The sequence below is a fragment of the Acidobacteriota bacterium genome (assembly GCA_022340665.1).
Taxonomy (GTDB): domain Bacteria; phylum Acidobacteriota; class Thermoanaerobaculia; order Thermoanaerobaculales; family Sulfomarinibacteraceae; genus Sulfomarinibacter.
The window spans coordinates 1-16,345 of sequence record JAJDNM010000030.1 but is presented as its reverse complement, the minus strand read 5'-3'; the positions used below and the strand labels follow the sequence as shown (position 1 = coordinate 16,345).

At 60.3% G+C, this 16,345-nt stretch carries 14 protein-coding genes; 7 read left to right on the top strand and 7 right to left on the bottom strand.

Annotation, left to right across the window (positions count from 1 at the left end):
- Position 1: 1 nt before the first annotated feature.
- The 3 genes from yihA (at position 2) to mqnC (ending at position 3,210) form a co-directional block, all read left to right on the top strand.
- A complete protein-coding gene (gene yihA / locus LJE93_04560; protein ID MCG6948175.1) occupies positions 2-613 on the top strand; it encodes a ribosome biogenesis GTP-binding protein YihA/YsxC in 612 nt (203 codons plus the stop codon).
- Positions 606-1,979 carry a transcription termination factor Rho gene (gene rho, locus LJE93_04555; GenBank protein MCG6948174.1) on the top strand — a complete coding sequence of 458 codons (1,374 nt, stop codon included), beginning with the start codon at positions 606-608 and terminating at the stop codon, positions 1,977-1,979. The genes yihA and rho overlap by 8 nt, the downstream gene beginning before the upstream one ends.
- Before the next feature lie 157 nt (positions 1,980-2,136).
- Entirely contained in the window at positions 2,137-3,210 is a 1,074-nt protein-coding gene (gene mqnC, locus LJE93_04550; GenBank protein ID MCG6948173.1) for a dehypoxanthine futalosine cyclase, read from the top strand.
- 193 nt (positions 3,211-3,403) lie between these two features.
- On the opposite strand, the gene LJE93_04545 is transcribed toward mqnC, so the two are convergent.
- From LJE93_04545 to LJE93_04515, 7 genes are all read right to left on the bottom strand, one after another.
- Positions 3,404-4,894 carry an Rne/Rng family ribonuclease gene (locus LJE93_04545; GenBank protein MCG6948172.1) on the bottom strand — a complete coding sequence of 497 codons (1,491 nt, stop codon included), beginning with the start codon at positions 4,892-4,894 and terminating at the stop codon, positions 3,404-3,406.
- Positions 4,891-5,967 carry a rod shape-determining protein RodA gene (gene rodA / locus LJE93_04540; GenBank protein ID MCG6948171.1) on the bottom strand — a complete coding sequence of 359 codons (1,077 nt, stop codon included), beginning with the start codon at positions 5,965-5,967 and terminating at the stop codon, positions 4,891-4,893. The genes LJE93_04545 and rodA overlap by 4 nt, the downstream gene beginning before the upstream one ends.
- Before the next feature lie 8 nt (positions 5,968-5,975).
- Complete coding sequence (gene mrdA / locus LJE93_04535) at positions 5,976-7,817, bottom strand: penicillin-binding protein 2 (GenBank protein ID MCG6948170.1); 1,842 nt, start codon at positions 7,815-7,817, stop codon at positions 5,976-5,978.
- Positions 7,814-8,314, bottom strand: coding sequence for a hypothetical protein (locus tag LJE93_04530; GenBank protein ID MCG6948169.1), 501 nt, complete (start codon positions 8,312-8,314; stop codon positions 7,814-7,816). The genes mrdA and LJE93_04530 overlap by 4 nt, the downstream gene beginning before the upstream one ends.
- Positions 8,311-9,129 carry a rod shape-determining protein MreC gene (locus LJE93_04525; protein MCG6948168.1) on the bottom strand — a complete coding sequence of 273 codons (819 nt, stop codon included), beginning with the start codon at positions 9,127-9,129 and terminating at the stop codon, positions 8,311-8,313. The genes LJE93_04530 and LJE93_04525 overlap by 4 nt, the downstream gene beginning before the upstream one ends.
- 182 nt (positions 9,130-9,311) lie before the next feature.
- Complete coding sequence (locus LJE93_04520; protein ID MCG6948167.1) at positions 9,312-10,337, bottom strand: rod shape-determining protein; 1,026 nt, start codon at positions 10,335-10,337, stop codon at positions 9,312-9,314.
- A complete protein-coding gene (locus LJE93_04515; GenBank protein MCG6948166.1) occupies positions 10,337-11,758 on the bottom strand; it encodes a FecR family protein in 1,422 nt (473 codons plus the stop codon). Before LJE93_04515 ends, LJE93_04520 begins: the two co-directional genes overlap by 1 nt.
- A 196-nt stretch (positions 11,759-11,954) precedes the next feature.
- Here LJE93_04515 and LJE93_04510 point away from each other — a divergent pair, with 196 nt between their 5' ends.
- The 4 genes from LJE93_04510 to LJE93_04495 form a co-directional block, all read left to right on the top strand.
- Complete coding sequence (locus LJE93_04510) at positions 11,955-13,913, top strand: peptidyl-prolyl cis-trans isomerase (protein ID MCG6948165.1); 1,959 nt, start codon at positions 11,955-11,957, stop codon at positions 13,911-13,913.
- Positions 13,910-14,476: a Holliday junction branch migration protein RuvA gene (gene ruvA, locus LJE93_04505; GenBank protein MCG6948164.1), complete on the top strand. Its 567-nt coding sequence runs from the start codon at positions 13,910-13,912 to the stop codon at positions 14,474-14,476. The genes LJE93_04510 and ruvA overlap by 4 nt, the downstream gene beginning before the upstream one ends.
- A 43-nt stretch (positions 14,477-14,519) precedes the next feature.
- Positions 14,520-15,554 carry a Holliday junction branch migration DNA helicase RuvB gene (gene ruvB / locus LJE93_04500; GenBank protein MCG6948163.1) on the top strand — a complete coding sequence of 345 codons (1,035 nt, stop codon included), beginning with the start codon at positions 14,520-14,522 and terminating at the stop codon, positions 15,552-15,554.
- Positions 15,551-16,345, top strand: a 795-nt coding sequence (locus LJE93_04495; protein ID MCG6948162.1) for a hypothetical protein, incomplete at its 3' end; no start/stop codon positions are given. The genes ruvB and LJE93_04495, both read left to right, overlap by 4 nt.

Below are 16,345 nucleotides of genomic sequence, written 5' to 3'. Positions count from 1 at the left end.
TTTGGAAATCACCGAAGTCAGTTTTCGTGGATCGGCCCTGACGCCAGCCGACCGTCCACCGGAGTACTTTCCCCACGTGGCGGTTGCCGGCCGGTCGAATGTCGGGAAATCGAGCCTTCTCAACTGGCTCTTCAAACGGTCTCTGGCCAAAGTCGCGAAGTCTCCGGGAAAAACGCGCACCTTGAACTTCTTCCTCATCAATCGCTCGTTCTACCTGGTCGATCTGCCGGGCTACGGATTCGCCAAGGTCGGCAAGCAGCTGCGCGAGGATTGGGGTCGTGAGCTGTCCCGCTATATCCTCGAGGAGGATCGGCTGGCCGGGGTTGTGGCTCTGGTTGATATCCGTCACGGCCTCACCACACGGGACAGGGATCTACAGGAACTCCTGCTGGCGTCGGAGCTCGATCGGCAGGTGGTGCTCACCAAATCGGACAAGGTGGGACGCGGCCAACGGGCGAGAACCCAACAGGCGGTCCAGCGCGAACTCGGCTTGCCGGTGCCACCGCTGGCGGTGAGTGTGAAGACGGGAGAAGGTCGACGGGAGTTGCTGGCCGGTATCGATGACATGGTAAATCGCTGGAGAACACAGCATCGGAGTGATGGAAATGGGTAACAAGAAGAAGAACAACAAAAATGAAGAGGCGGTCGTCATCCCACTCGATCTCGAGGATGAGATCGAGGAGTACGAAAAGACCGCCGTCAAAACCGGCGATGACACCCCAGACGGTCGCCTTGACCTCAATCAGCTCAAGGAGATGAGCATCAATCAGTTGAGTTCGGCGGCCAAGGGCCTTGGGGTTGAAAACCCCGCGGGCATGCGGCGTCAGGACCTGATTTTTTCGATTCTCCAGCATCAGACCGAGGCCGAAGGTCTGATCTTCGGCGAGGGTGTACTTGAGGTCCTGCCCGAGGGCTTTGGTTTTCTCAGGGCGCCGGAGTACAACTACCTCCCCGGGCCGGACGATATCTACGTATCGCCGTCCCAGATTCGGCGCTTCAACCTCCACACCGGCGACACCGTATCGGGCCAGATCAGGCCCCCGAAGGACGGCGAACGCTACTTCGCGCTCATCAAAGTCGAGGCGATCAATTTCGAGCCACCCGAAGTGGCGATGGAGAAGGTTCATTTCGACAATTTGACGCCGTTGTATCCGGAAGAATGGCTGCGGCTCGAAGTGCCCGACAATATGACGGCGCGGGTCATGGATCTCGTAACTCCGGTTGGCAAGGGCCAGCGTGGTCTGCTGGTCGCGCCGCCGCGCACCGGAAAGACGATGATGTTGCAGGCAATCGCGAACTCGATCACCGCCAACGATCCGGATGTAACGTTGATCGTACTGCTCATCGATGAGCGCCCGGAGGAAGTCACGGACATGCAACGTTCGGTTGCCGGTGAGGTCATATCCTCGACCTTCGACGAGCCCGCGACCCGCCACGTTCAAGTGGCGGAGATGGTCATTGAAAAGGCCAAGCGGCTGGTCGAGCACAAACGCGATGTGGTGATTCTCCTCGATTCGATCACCCGGCTCGCGCGCGCTTACAACACGGTGGTGCCGCCCTCGGGCAAGGTCCTGTCAGGTGGTGTTGATTCGAACGCGCTGCAGAAGCCCAAGAGGTTCTTTGGTGCAGCGCGGAATATCGAGGAGGGCGGTAGCCTGACGATCATCGGTACCGCGCTCATCGACACCGGTTCACGAATGGACGACGTGATTTTCGAAGAGTTCAAGGGCACCGGGAACATGGAAGTCCACCTCGACCGTAAGCTGGTCGAGCGCAGAGTCTTCCCGTCGATCGACATCCACAAGTCCGGCACCCGCAAGGAAGAGTTGCTCATTCCCGAGTGGGAGTTGCGTCGCATCTGGGTCCTCCGCAAGGTGCTCTCGTCGCTGTCCTCTGTGGAAGCGATGGAGCTTCTCCTGGAGCGCCTGTCGAAGACGGAAACAAACAAGGAGTTTCTCGAGTCGATGTCGCAAGGCTAGGGATTCGCTAAGCGAATCTCCGGCCACACGGCTCGACGGCAAGACGGCCCACCGGCAGTCTCGCCGAATGTTCTTCGCGCTGTCGGGTCGTCGACCCATTTGCCCGTCAAGCCTGCCCTGGGAAACGTTCAGGCCGGTCTCTGTGTTAAGGACTTTGATGAAGAGAGACGTCGACAGCATTCTCGACCAGGCGATTGAAGGAACCCGCCTCGAACAGGAGGACATTCAGACCCTGTTCGACCACGGGAGTCTGCTCGATCTCGGTCAGGCCGCCAACAGTCTCCGTCATCGTCATAATCCGACGAACGCCGCCACCTACATCATCGATCGCAACGTGAACTACACCAATGTGTGCGTCTATCGGTGCAGATTCTGTGCCTTCTATCGGACCGTGAAGGACTCGGATGCATACGTTCTGCCATTCGAAGAGATCGCCCATAAGGTGGCGGAGACCGTCGCGTGTGGCGGCACGGGTATTCTTCTTCAGGGGGGGGTCCATCCGGAACTCCGGCTCGAGTTTTATGCATCTTTGCTGACCGACCTCAAGCGCGCATTTCCCCAGGTCCACCTGCACGCCTTTTCGGTTCCGGAGATCTGGTACCTGGCAAAGCTCGAAAAGGTATCGGTCCGAGAGGTCCTCGAAAAGCTCATTGCGTCCGGACTCGATTCGATACCTGGCGGTGGGGCAGAGATTCTCGAGGACGAGACCCGGCGCCGAATTTGGTCGCGGGCGAAGGCCTCGACGGAACAATGGCTCGGCGTACATCGAGAGGCGCACGAACTCGGCCTGCGAACCACAGCGACCATGATGTTTGGTGTCGGTGAACCAGTTTCGGCGCGGGTCGGACATCTTTTGGGTGTGCGCGATCTGCAGGATGAAATTGGTGGGTTCACAGCCTTCATCCCGTGGACATTCCAGGAGTCCGGAACCGATCTTCAAGGCGAAGTCGAACCATCCGGTGGGTACGACTACCTGCGGACCCTCGCTATCTCGCGCCTCGCACTGGATAACGTCCGGCACATCCAGGGGTCGTGGGTGACACAGGGCCCGAAAATCGGCCAACTCTCGCTGTACTTCGGTGCGGATGACCTCGGTTCCATCATGCTCGAGGAAAACGTCGTCGCTGCGGCGGGCACGCGATACCATATGACCCAGGCCGAGATGGAACGGGTGATCCAAGAGGCCGGCTTCGTGCCGCGCCAGCGGCGGACGCTGTACGAACCTCTTTGACTCGCATTATTCACGAGGTCCCTACTGCGGCCGACGACGCACCACACCCAGCGGTGTCTGCTCGTCTCGGGGCCCTCGACTTACTGCCAAGTGCGCCTCCGCGCCCCTCAGGTCGCAAATCCCACCAGGTATTGCGTCTCGTCGCCCTGGTGGCGAAACCTCATGAAAAATGCGGGTTCATTCACTTCGCGCATTACTCCGAGATTTCGAACTGTTCCTCGTGGAAGAGGGGATTCTCGCGCAGGATGATCTGCAGGCCGTGCGTCTCTTCGAGTTCGCGCATCAGCTCTCGAAACGGCCCTTGAAGGTACTGGGAAACAGCGGGGTGGACCACCAGCGAGACCTGCTGGCCGACTGCTCCTGCCGCGACCGCGAGAAGCTCGCGGCGGACCTCCAGGCATACGGTCGGCAGGGCCTTGATCCGCCCAGACCCGTGACAGTACGGACATTCACGACTCAGCGTGCGCTCAAGGCTCGGGCGGGTGCGTTTTCGGGTCAGCTGGACCAACCCGATGTCGCTCATGGGCAGCAGCTGAGTGCGGGCAGGATCGCTCGAGAGTTCTTCTGCGAGCGTGTCGTAGACCAGTGCTCGGTGCTCGGGATCCTCCATGTCGATGAAGTCGATGACGATGATGCCGCCGAGATCACGTAGCCGCAGCTGGCGGCCAATTTCGACTGCAGCTTCGAGGTTCAGCGCAAACACAGTGTCTTCGAGCGTCTGGGTGCCGACGTACTTTCCGGTGTTGACGTCAATGGTTACCAGAGCTTCGGTCTGGTTGATCACCAGGTAGCCGCCCGACTTCAGCCACACCTTGGGGCGGAGGACCTTTTCCAGCTCGCGATCGATGCCGAACGAGCTCATCAGGTCAGTCGTCTGACGATAAAGCTTGACCCGCGGCACGAGACTTGGATCCGATTGCTCCAGAAAGTCGAGAATCTCCTGGAAGCTTTCCTCGTCGTCGACATAGACCTCGGAAATCGCATGCGTGAAGAGGTCCCGAATCGCGCGCAACACGGCGCTGAGCTCTCGATGAATTAGACTCGGTGCCCGGGCTGTGTCAGCGATGATTTGGACGCGGCTCCACATGTGCAGCAAGTAATCGCGATCGGCCTCGAGCTCGGCCTGCCCCTGGTCTTCACCGGCAGTTCGAACAATCCATCCCCCCTGGCCGCCGAAATTTTCGACGACCTCTCGCAGCCGGACGCGCTCTTCGTCGTCGGTGATGCGCCGGGAAACGCCGTGGTGACTGACATTGGGCAGGTAGACGAGGAATCGACCGGGGAGGCTGACATGAGTCGTGAGGCGGGCGCCCTTGGTGCCGATCGGGTCTTTCACCACCTGCACCAGAATTTCTTGCCCCTGACGAAGAAGATCGGATATGTCCGAGGCGGACGAATCTGGTTGCAGTGCCTCTCCATCTTCTGCGAGGAAGATGTCGGTGAAGTCATCGAGGATTCCACCCGCCTCCCGAACGTAAAGAAAGGCGTTGCGCGCAAGGCCGACATCGACAAAAGCGGCCTGCATTCCCGGAAGAACCCGATTGACCCGACCCTTGTAGAGATTCCCCACGACTGACGATGTACGATGTCTTTCCGCCCTGTAGGAAACGAGTCGAGAGTTCTCGAGCATCGCAATCCGCGACTCGAATGGGTTGACCGAAATATAGAGAACCGAACCGGTCATCGGTTCACCAGCCGATGACGCCACACGGACTGGACAACACCCAGAGCGGCACAGGTTGAGACGAGGGACGATCCCCCGTAGGAAAACAGGGGAAGAGTAATGCCGGCAGTGGGTAGCCACCCCACAACCATGCCAAGATTGACGATGACCTGGAATACCAGCCAGCCGCCAATCAGCGCGGCCAGGACCAGACCGTGACGGCTGTCACTTGTGAGGGCCACCTTGGCAATCCTAGACAGGAGAAGAGCATAACCGAGCATCAGAACTGTGGTTCCCAAGAATCCGGTGGCCTCGGCCCATACCGCGAATGCGAAGTCGGTGTGCTGCGCGGGGAGGAACCGGAGCTGGGATTGGCTCCCGTGACCGAGGCCCTGGCCGTTGATTCCACCCGATCCGACAGCGATCTTCGATTGTCGAACCTGGTAGCCGGCGCCGAACGGGTCGCGTTCCGGTTGCAGGACGGTGAGCACGCGCTCCTTCTGATAAGGCTGCAAAACGTATTTCCAGGATGCTGCTACACCGACAATGGCGAGCACGAGAAGCGTGATCCAAACTGCGCGCGGCAGGCCTCCCAGTATCAACATACCTGCAAGCACTGGAAGATACGTCAAGCCGACACCGAGGTCTGGCTCAAGCCAAATAAGTGCGACTGGAACAATAACGATGATGAATGCGACGCCGATCTCGCCGAGGCGCAATTTGCCTCCTCCACGGTGGGCAAGCCACGCGGCCCCCATCAGAATCGTGGCAAGACGGGCGAATTCGCTCGGCTGGATCGTCACTGATCCAATGGCGATCCAGGCGCGGTTGCCGCCGCGTGCTTCACCAACCACAAGAACCAACACCAACGCGACCATCGCCATCGCGTAGACTGCTGGCGCGAGGCGTTCGTAAATATCGAGGCGAACGAGAGAAAGAAGCAACAACACGAAAAGGCCGATGGCGCCCCAGATCGCCTGGCGGAGGAGGAGATTGGTGCCGACCACCCGGGAGATTGTGTGAAGCGTAGTCAGAGATGCTCCGATGATGCCGACAACGGCGAGAATCAACCATGGGTCGATGCGGTGCTCCATAGCCGATTCTATCCCGCTTCGGCCGACGGGCGCGGACTGTCCGGTGTCTTGACCGGGGGTGGTTTGGGCGGGTTTGTTTCTGGAGATTCATTGCGCTGAAGGTATGCTTCGATGACCTTGCCCGCCACTGGAGCGGCTGCCGAACCACCGCCACCTCCGTGCTCGACGATCACTGCGATGGCCAATTCCGGTTGGTCCAACGGGGCCCAACCCGCGAACCATGCGTGATGCTGCAATTCCGGAGCCAACTCGTCAGGTTTAACCCCGTCTTGGAGGCGCGCCACCTGGGCAGTTCCGGTCTTCCCGGCGATGGGCAAATAGGCGACCCTGCGGGCGGTTCCGGACGCACCGTGCACGACCTGTTCAAGAGCCGATGTGACGAGGTCGAGATCGCCGCGATTGATTTGAAGCTTCGGTGCTATTTCATCTGGAGGGGAAGCCAAGTGGGGAGTGACCTGTATGCCCCCATTCGCCAATGTGGCGTACGCTCGTGCCAACTGGATGACGGTGGCCAACAGAGGCCCCTGTCCGATCGAGACCGAAACCGCCTCGCCCGGATACCACGGCGTTCCTCGAACCGTGCGGCTCCATTCGGGGGTTCCAACAAGGCCGGCAGATTCGTATTTGAGATCAAGCCCTGTCCGTTGCCCAAATCCGAAAAATTCAAGCCACTGAGCCATGCTGTCGATGCCGAGGCGTTGGCCCAGGAGGTAGAAGTAGACATCACAGGATTCATACAGTGCTCGCTCGAGGTCGACGAAACCGTGACCTCCACGCCGCCAACAACGAAACCTGTGGCCGTGGAGGACGATCGAACCGTTGCAATACACGGTGGCCGTCGGATCGACCAACCCTTCGCCGAGACCAGCCAGAGCGAGAAACGGTTTGATTGTTGAACCAGGCGGGTAGACGCCCTGCAGGCATCGGTTCTGCAACGGGTGCAGCGGATTGTCCTGGAGCGCTAGCCAATCGGTCCGACTGAGCCTACCGCCAAACACCTTCGGGTCGAAGCTCGGTGCGGAATAGAGGACTCTGACAGCGCCGCTTCGGGCATCGATTGCCACTACTGCCCCGGAGCGATCACCCAGGGCTTCCGCGGCGGCTTCTTGGAGCTCGATGTCGAGAGTCAGGCCAATGTCATGACCCGCTCTCGGGGGTATTTCGGAAACCACGCCAAGCTGGCGGCCGGAGGCGGACGCCATCACCCAGCGTTCGCCCGACTTGCCGGCGATGAAGGACTCCTCCGATGCCTCAATGCCTGTCGCACCGACCATCGTGTCGGGCTCGAGCCCGGGATCGGCGTCGATCTCCAACTGCGAAATTGGGCGCAGGTGTCCGACGACATGGGCTGTGAGCTCTCCAAACGGGTAGTGGCGGCGAAAACGGTTGACGACTGACAACTCCGGATGGTCGCTCAGATGGGAGCGAATCGCCGCAACCTGGTTCCAGCTGAGGTCTTCACCGACAACCAGCGGCGCCATCCGTCCAATTCGTCGTTCGGAAATGCGCTCGTTGAATGTGCCGAGATCTGCTACCCCGGACCGCGCAAGAAACAGTCCCGCTTCTGCGAAACTTTCCGTCTCGTCGGGGAACAGCAGGGCCTCGAAAGACGGGACGTTTCCTGCCAAAACGCGGCCCCGACGGTCGTAGATCCAACCTCTTGGCCCGGGCATCGGCAGTCTCCGGAGGCGATTGTTCTCTGCGAGGTCGCGCCACTCGGCTCCATGCACGAGCTGTAGATCGATAAGGCGCAGGTGGAGCAAGCCGAGCACGGCGAAAACCACTAGGAAGAGAATCGTCAGCCGTTTCCGAAGTGGGCCGATGTTCTCGCGGAGTTCGACGTCGCTCATCGGAGTTTTCGGACCCTGTAGGTTCGCCATCGTTTGCCAACATCAAGAGCCAGGATTGTTGCCGCGAGACCACACCATATTCCAGTGAGGACGGCCGACCACAGGACGTCGGGTAATGTCGGAAAACTCGCGAGGCCTAGTGGTATGAGAGCCAGCCTGTGAACGAGGTGCATGACCAGCGTGCCGACGGACCCAAACGCCGCCCAGGCTTTCGGGGAGCGATCGGCCACTACCGAGGCCATCCAGAAGAGAGCAAAACTGGCCGCGGTCCATGCGATTCCGCCGGGACCGACCACCGGCCCAAAAAGTAGATCCCACGCCAGTCCAAGAAGAAGCACCTCATATGGCCATTGTCGTTCTGTTTCCAAAAGCACATTCGCGACAACCCACACCATTGGCAGAATGACGAGCGAAAGAAAGGCCGGTACGGGGGGAACGCCCAACAGCCTTTGCGCTGCCAAGGTCAATGCAGCGAGAAGAATGATCTTGGGCTTCATGGTGCATCACCATCTGCCGCCGGTGCCCACGCGGGAAGCATGAGAACGACGCGAGTGGCCTGGAGGTCTGCGGAGGACACAGCAGTGATCTCTAGGAATGGATCGTCGCTCTCACGAACCCGCGTGACTCGTGCAGTCGGAATGCCGGGCGGGTAGATACCGTCGCCGCCGCTTGTTACCAGCAAGGCACCCGTTTCGAGCTCGGCTTGGCGCGGCACGTAAGCCACAGTCATTACAGCACTACCGCTACCGAGCGCAAGGCCCTGAACCGTCGCATCTTCGGTCTGAACCGCGACTGCCGCCGCGGTGTGGGTGATGAGTTGGAGCCAGTGTCTCCGACCCTCGCTCCGCACGACTCTCCCGACCAGCCCGTTGGATGAGACCACTGGCGTGTCATGCCGGAGGACCCTCAATTCGGCTGTCCTGACCTCCATCGTTCCCGCTCTGAGATCCCGATAGGAGCAGCGGCCGAGCAATGAGCCTGCTTCGAGTTCGATATGCGGCCCGGCAAGGCCTCCTATCTCACGCAGAGCATCGAGGTCGTTTTGCATGAGAGCCTGCCGCGCACGCAGTTCCTCGTTCTCTCGTTGCAGCGCGCGATTTTCGGACAGCGCTTTCCGCAAACCTCTCGCTGAAACACCGACGCCGACGGCGAGGTCGGTGGCACCCTCGGCTGTAATGACTATCGGCTCGGCCACAGTGCGCATCCATGAAGAGAGGACTGGCGATCCGGCTTCTGTCCGGACCTGGAACGCCGCAATGAGTTCGAGCAAAGTCCAAATGAGGACCGTCCGGAGCGCGTTCGTCCGGAACATCGTTACGATCCTAATCGCATTGTCGGCTTCCGAAATCGGCCCGACCCAAACAGGTGAATCTGGAGCAGCGGGTCACCTCGCCATCATACCGCGGGTGGCCTCAAGACACAGGAGGCCGTACCGCTCTTGGTATGCCCGGTCTGCCCGGAGGCGGAGTCCGGACACAGCGGGCCCGCTCGGGACTACGCAATGGCGATCTTTCGTAGAAGATCGATGTTGGTCAGCATCATACCGGTACCGCGCACGACGGCTGACCCAGGTTCTTCACAATGTGCGACGGGAAGCCCGGTTTCCTCACGTAGCCTTTTATCGAGATTCTTGAGCAACGATCCGCCGCCGGCGAGGATGATGCCTTTGTCGATGATGTCGGCCGATAACTCCGGTGGTGTTTGTTCGAGAGCATTACGGACTGCGTCGACGATCGTGGACACGATCTCGGTCAAGGCCTCGCGAATTTCTTCGTCGGTTATGGAGAGATTCTTGGGTACCCCCTCCACCAAATCCCGCCCCTTCACCTCCATACCAAGGGGCTCGTCGAGGGGATAGGCCGAACCGATCTCGATCTTGATCTGCTCGGCTGTCCGTTCTCCAAGCAGGAGGTTGTACTTCTTCTTGAGGTAGTGGATGATCGCCTCGTCCATTTCGTTACCCGCGACTCGAACCGAGCGTGAGTAGACAACACCTGCGAGTGATATGACCGCCACATCCGAGGTACCACCTCCGACGTCGACGATCATGTTTCCGGACGGCTCGGTGATCGGCAGGCCAGCCCCGATTGCAGCTGCGGTTGCCTGTTCGATCAGGTAGACCTCGCTCGCCCCCGCCTTGAGCGCAGTGTCCTTGACTGCGCGCTTCTCGACCTGGGTGATCTCTGAAGGTACTGAGATGATGATTCTCGGACGGACAAAGAATGACCTGCCATGCGCCTTGCGAATGAAGTGTTCGAGCATCTTCTCGGTGACCTCGAAATCCGCTATGACGCCGTCTTTCATCGGTCGGATTGCCTGAATGTTGCTCGGCGTTTTGCCCAACATCTCTTTGGCCTTCGCGCCAACGGCTTCAACTCGATTGGTGATTCGATTCACCGCGACGATCGAGGGCTCGACAACGGCAATGCCTCGGCCGCGGACATAGACCAGGGTGTTTGCTGTGCCAAGGTCAATGGCAAGATCTGAGGAGAACAGCCCAAGGAGGCTGGAAAGGTTCATCAATAATCCTCCACGAACACGCGCTCAGTTCGTTCCGTTCGGTTTCCAGAGGGATCTACTGCGACAATATCGATGTCGGTCCAGCCTTCGTCGTATATTTCGATCGTTTTGCGAAAATGGCCGTCGGCGTCGGTCTCGACCTTTTCGTTGTTGATCGTGACCGTGGCGCTGACTTCAGTTGCGCCTTCGAAAATGAACATGTGGCCGAGTTGCTGTGGTGGATCGATGACCAACTCCGGTGGGGTAGTGTCTTCCAAGAGTTGCTGACTGACTGAGGAAAACACCCGAAAACGGCGCACGGCGCTCCATTCTGATTGGGCGGTGCCCTCACCCAGTGCTGCGACCCGCCAGAAATACGTACCCGGATAAACGAGACGAAGCCGAGCCACGTCCTTCGCGATTTGCGGTGCGTCAACGTCGAGTTGCGTGGCGTCGAAGCTCTTTGACCGGCTAACCTGCAGATGAACAGTGCCTCGCCGAGGTCGACCGCGCCAGGCGAGTTCGATGACGGGATGCTCGCCGACATCGAAGCCGGCGTTGTTGCGTGGCTCGACCGGAAAGGGGGCGGCTGGAATTTCCTGCTTGGCGGTCATCGTGCCGCTGGCCAGGGCAGCAACGGATTCGCGCTCGTTGACCGTGACCGTCTGACCCCGTTGGCCGTGGACACGGGCTGAGCCCTGGAAGGCCGATACCGTCGTTTTCTGGTCCTTTGCCGCAACATCAACTGCCACACGACTGTCTCGTTCAATTTCCGTTTCGGCGGTGTCGGTGGTGACCGTGGACGGAGCGCCTGACGTGTAGACGTTGATGCGGCCGGCGACCATTTTCACTGTGCCTGGGGCTTCCTGCGATATTTCGTGGTGGATCTCGAGTAGGGAGTTGGGCGATATTCGATAGAGGCTGCCATCTGCGAACAAGATCTCGGCGTTGCCATCGCGTCCGGTCCGCACGAAGTCACCATTGAAGACGGGAATACCCTGGTGCGTGCTTTCCCACTCGGTTTGGCCCGCACGCTGCAATTGCACCCGCCCCTCGAGACTGAAGAATTGCCCGACCCCGACCAGCTCCTGATTACCGGCTCCAGCAAGGGCCTCGAACCGACGACATGCGCTGCCCGCCAGGGATTCGGCGTCGTGCCAGTTTTGCTCGGCGTACTCCGAACGGGCCATGTTCAGCTGGTCACTCGCCTGGTCGAGCTCGTCCTTCCAATGGGGTGGCAGAGGCTGCGTCTCGGCGTGGGCCAGAGCGGCGTCGGCCCGTTCGATGGCTCGCCGGGCCCGCGCCTCTGGCGAGAGATTGAGACTCTTATAAGCCCAGAATACAAGACCGGCAGCCGCCAAGCCGACGACTAAAACGGCCAGCACCTTGCGTAATGGCTGGACACGGATGACGACCCAGTCGAGTTCCAGTCCTCTCGCCACTTGGCGATACCCCCTTCAACACCGTAACATGAGCGTAATCAAGCGGCAAGCTCACGCCGACCACCCTCCCAGAACAGTCACTCGAGCCGAGAAAATAGCGCCTCGAAGGGCTCGAATATAGCTGTGTCGGCTTGCGCCCGACCATCCTCTTCGGTAGACTTCGCTGTCCCGTTTTCGGGAACGGTGGAGGACTGTAATGGCTCTCAAATGGCTGCGAGACAACCTGCGTCACCTCAAGTTCATCCTCTGGGGCGTAGTCCTGGTCTTTGTGCTTCTTGTCTTTGTCGATTGGGGAGCGGGTCGCGCGGGTGGTGGTGGTGGTGGCAGCGCTGCCGTTCGGGTTGGGAATCGAAACGTTTCCGAAGCGGAGTTCCTCGACGAGATGCGGCGCCTTGACCAGCAATTCTCGAAGATTTACGGTGAGCGTTGGAATGAGTTGCGTAGCCAGATTGATCTCGCGGGCCAAACGGCGAATTTTCTCATCGATCGCGAACTCCAGCTCGCCGAGGCAGCAGAGATCGGGCTCTACGTGACGCGCGAGGAACTCCAAGAGGCAATCCTCGAGAACCCATCTTTTCTCGACGAGAACGGCGATTTTGTCGGCGCTGATATGTACAAGCGAATTATTGGCGCGTACTTTCGTATGACTCCCGAAGCCTTTGAACAACGCCTTACTGAAGATTTGTTGATCGGCAAGCTGAACGAGCTTGCAGAACACAACGTGTGGATCAGCGATGATGAAGTCGATCGCGAGTTTCGCCGGCAGCGCGAAACGGCGAATTTCGATGTCATTCAACTCCGCTATGAACCTTTCCTTGCTGAAGTGAGCATTTCCGAGGATGACGCTCGCGCAGCGTATGAAGCGACCGCGGAAGAGTACCGTCGCGGCGAGGAGCGGGTGATCCGATATCTCCTTGTGGAAACCTCGCGACTGCGCCGGACGATGCCGGTTGAAGAAGCCGAGCTGCGCACCTACTATGACCAGCATATCGACGAGTTTGTTCAGGGTGAGCAAGCGCATGCCCGACACATTCTGTTCCGGGTTGCTCCGGACGCCTCGGATGAAGTGCGTGCCGAAGCTGAGCTGCGTGCCAACGGTGTTGCGACGATCGCCCAATCAGGGGCTGATTTCGCGGCACTTGCGGCTGAACATTCGGACGATCCTGGGTCCAAAGACAACGGGGGCGATCTTGGATGGTTCGGCCGCGGTCGAATGGTTCCGGAGTTTGAAGAGGCCGTTTTTTCCGCCAAACCGGGAGACATCGTGGGCCCGATTCAGAGCCAGTTCGGTTACCACATCATCAAGGTGGAGGGTTTTCGCCCGGAACACCAGCAGCCCTTCGAGGAGGTCGAGGAGCAGGTCCGCTCTCGGGTTCTCGAAGGACGCGCCGCAGCCGAGGCAGAAGCGCGCGCCGATGCTCTCGCCCGGCGACTGCAATCGGAGCAGCCTCAGACGCAGGAAGCGTGGCAGGCGATCGCCGACGAAGATGAGGCGGTGGTTCTCAATCAGAGCCCGGCGTTCTCTGCCGGTGAAGCAATACCCGGTGCTGCAGCCGGACCGGAGCTTGCGGAGGAGGCCTTTGTTTCGGATATCGGCGAAATCAACGGGCCGGTAGTGGTGCCTCGGGGGTGGATCGTCTGGCAACTCGCTGAAATCCGTCCTGAAGGTATTCCTCCCTTCGAGGATGTCCGCACCGAGGTCGAACAGGATCTTCGTCGAGAGCGGGCAGTCGCGCTCGCAACGGCTCGTGGAGAGGAGCTCGCTGATCGCTGGCGTGGGGGCGAAGACGGTTCGACCCTCGCCTCCGAGTTCGGTTCGAGCGTCACCGAGGCGCGCGAACACAGGCGCGGACAGCCGGTTGGCACGCTTGGCGTGCTGCCAGGTATCGATGGCGCGGTCTTCTCTTCCAGTGCCGGAGATGTGATCGGCCCTCTTGCGACCGGTTCTGTGGGTGGTGTCGTGATCACACGGGTCGAGTCCCTGGAGCTTGTCGATCCGGCCGAGATTGCGAGTTCACGTGATAATCTCCGTGCCCGACTGGTGTCGGATCGTGCCGGTCAACTGATGCGCTCGATTCTTAACGAAAGGCGCAAGGAGACCGACGTCACGATCGACAACGACCTTTTGCAGCGATTCGCGCCAGCGCGATCATGATTGGTCGGCTCGACGGACGCCTGCACCGGGTGGACCCCGGGACAGTTCTCATTGATGTTGGAGGCGTCGGTTACCTCGTTTCGATCACCTTGCGCGCCTTTCAAGACCTGGCCGGTCGGGAGACCGCGGCAATGTGGATCCACACCCAGGTGCGAGACGATTCAATTGTACTGTTTGGATTTCCCGAACGTGAGGAACTCGATGCGTTTTCGCGGCTGATTTCGGTTGCCGGCGTCGGCCCGCGAACAGCGCTCGGCGTACTGTCTGCGATGACCGCCAACGAACTCGCTGAGGCAATCGAGGTTGGTGATCTTGCCTGTCTTCAACGAACACCGGGTGTGGGTCGCAAGACCGCGGAACGGATACTCCTCGAACTCAAAGATCGTCTCGCCGCAACTGCTCCGGGTCCCGGGAATCGCCGTGGAGATGCCGTGTCAGCACTCGTCAACCTCGGGTACTCCCAACGAAATGCTCAGCGCGCAGTGGAGGCTGTCTGGGCTGACGCTGATGACGCGGACCTGGGTGAGCTGCTCCGTCTCGCCCTCCAGAAACTCACCCACTGATCACTCATTTGGGCGGGTAGAGGCGATGAGGTAGAGTCAGGACATGACCGAAGAGGTCTTGACGACCGAACCACTATCGGGAGAGCGCCCAATCGAAGAATCCCTTCGTCCGCGGCGGCTCGCGGAATTCGTCGGACAAAAACGTCTCACCACCAACCTCGGCGTCTTCATCGCTGCGGCTCGTGATCGCGGCGAGGCGCTCGATCACGCCCTTTTCTTCGGGCCTCCCGGACTGGGAAAGACGACGCTCGCGCACATCATCGCCAACGAAATGGAAGCCCAAATCCACATCACATCGGGCCCCGTGCTGGAGCGTGCCGGAGATCTGGCGGCGATGTTGACGAATCTGCAGGATGGTGACGTTCTTTTCATCGATGAAATCCACCGGTTGCCGCCGGCGGTCGAGGAGATTCTCTACCCTGCGATGGAGGACTACGAGCTCGATCTGGTCATCGGGCAGGGCCCGGCGGCGCGCAGCGTCCGTCTCACACTGCCACGCTTCACGCTCGTCGGCGCGACGACCCGGACAGGCCTTCTGACTGCACCGCTGCGGGACCGGTTCGGAATCGTTCATCGACTCGAGTTTTACCCTGGAGACGACGTGGCAGTTATCGTGACCAGGTCGGCTGGCATTCTGGAGATTGAGGTCGATCAGGACGCGGCAGGCGAGATCGCCCGGCGCTCCCGCGGGACCCCGCGGATCGCTAACCGATTGCTGCGTCGAGTTCGAGATTTCGCACACCACCTCGGTTCCGACTCGGTCACCCTCGAAGCCGCCAATTGGGGTCTCGAGCAGATGGAAGTGGACGCGTTCGGCCTCGATCATCTCGACCGACAGCTGCTGACAACGATCATCGACGTCTACAAGGGCGGTCCAGTCGGTCTCAAGGCGCTGGCTTCGTCGATCGGTGAAGACCGTGGCACCCTCGAGGACATCCACGAGCCCTATCTGTTGCAGATTGGACTGCTTCAGCGCACGCCCCGCGGCCGAGCCGCGACCCCCGCTGCATACCGCCACCTCGGGCTGGATCCAGCTGGAACGCCGGGCAGCCTCTTCGATGGGCGGGCTCCGGATTGAACCGCGTTCCCGTCATACTCAACCCCATAGCGGGGGGGGGCCGATTATTGCGGAGTCGAGAACGGCTCGCGGCGAGGGCGGCTAGTCTCGGGTCGAAGCTCGAGTACCAGCTGACGGAAAGCGCGGAACATGCCTCCGAACTTGCCGCTCGGGCCGCTGCTGAGGGAGTGCCTTTGATTCTCGCGTACGGCGGGGATGGCACCTATAACGCGGTGGCGCGGGGGCTGCTGGGGAGTCGAACCTCTATGGGTGTGCTCCCGGGTGGTACGACCTCTGTGCTCGCGTATGAGTTCGAGATACCACGGCCCGCCACCCGGTCGGTCGAGGCGCTGCTCACCGGCGGCGACCGACGAATGCGAGTGGGACGAACCGACGGGGGAGAAGTTGTCCTTCTGATGGTTTCGGCGGGTCCCGACTCGCTCGTGCTACGAAGGTTGCATCCGGCGCTCAAGCCTCTCGGGGGGCGGGTCGGTATCGCGCTTCAAGCCCTGGTGGAAGTGGTAGCAGCTTCCCCTCTGCCTCGATTGAGGGTGGTGGCGCCGGGGGTCGAGGAAGAGGTCGGTTGGGCGATCGTCGGAAACTCGCGGTGTTATGGGAGCAGGTTCCACGCCACACCGGGTGCAAGTCCGTTCGCGGATGATCTTGAAATCGTGGCTCGGCGGGGAGTCGGCCGGCGAGCGGCGATTTCGTTTCTGTTCGGCATTCCTTCGGGCCGCCATGTGGAGCACCCTGATGCCCTGCGTGCGGCCGCGAGCCAGGTGCGGCTGGAACCGGCTTTGCCGGTCGAGGAG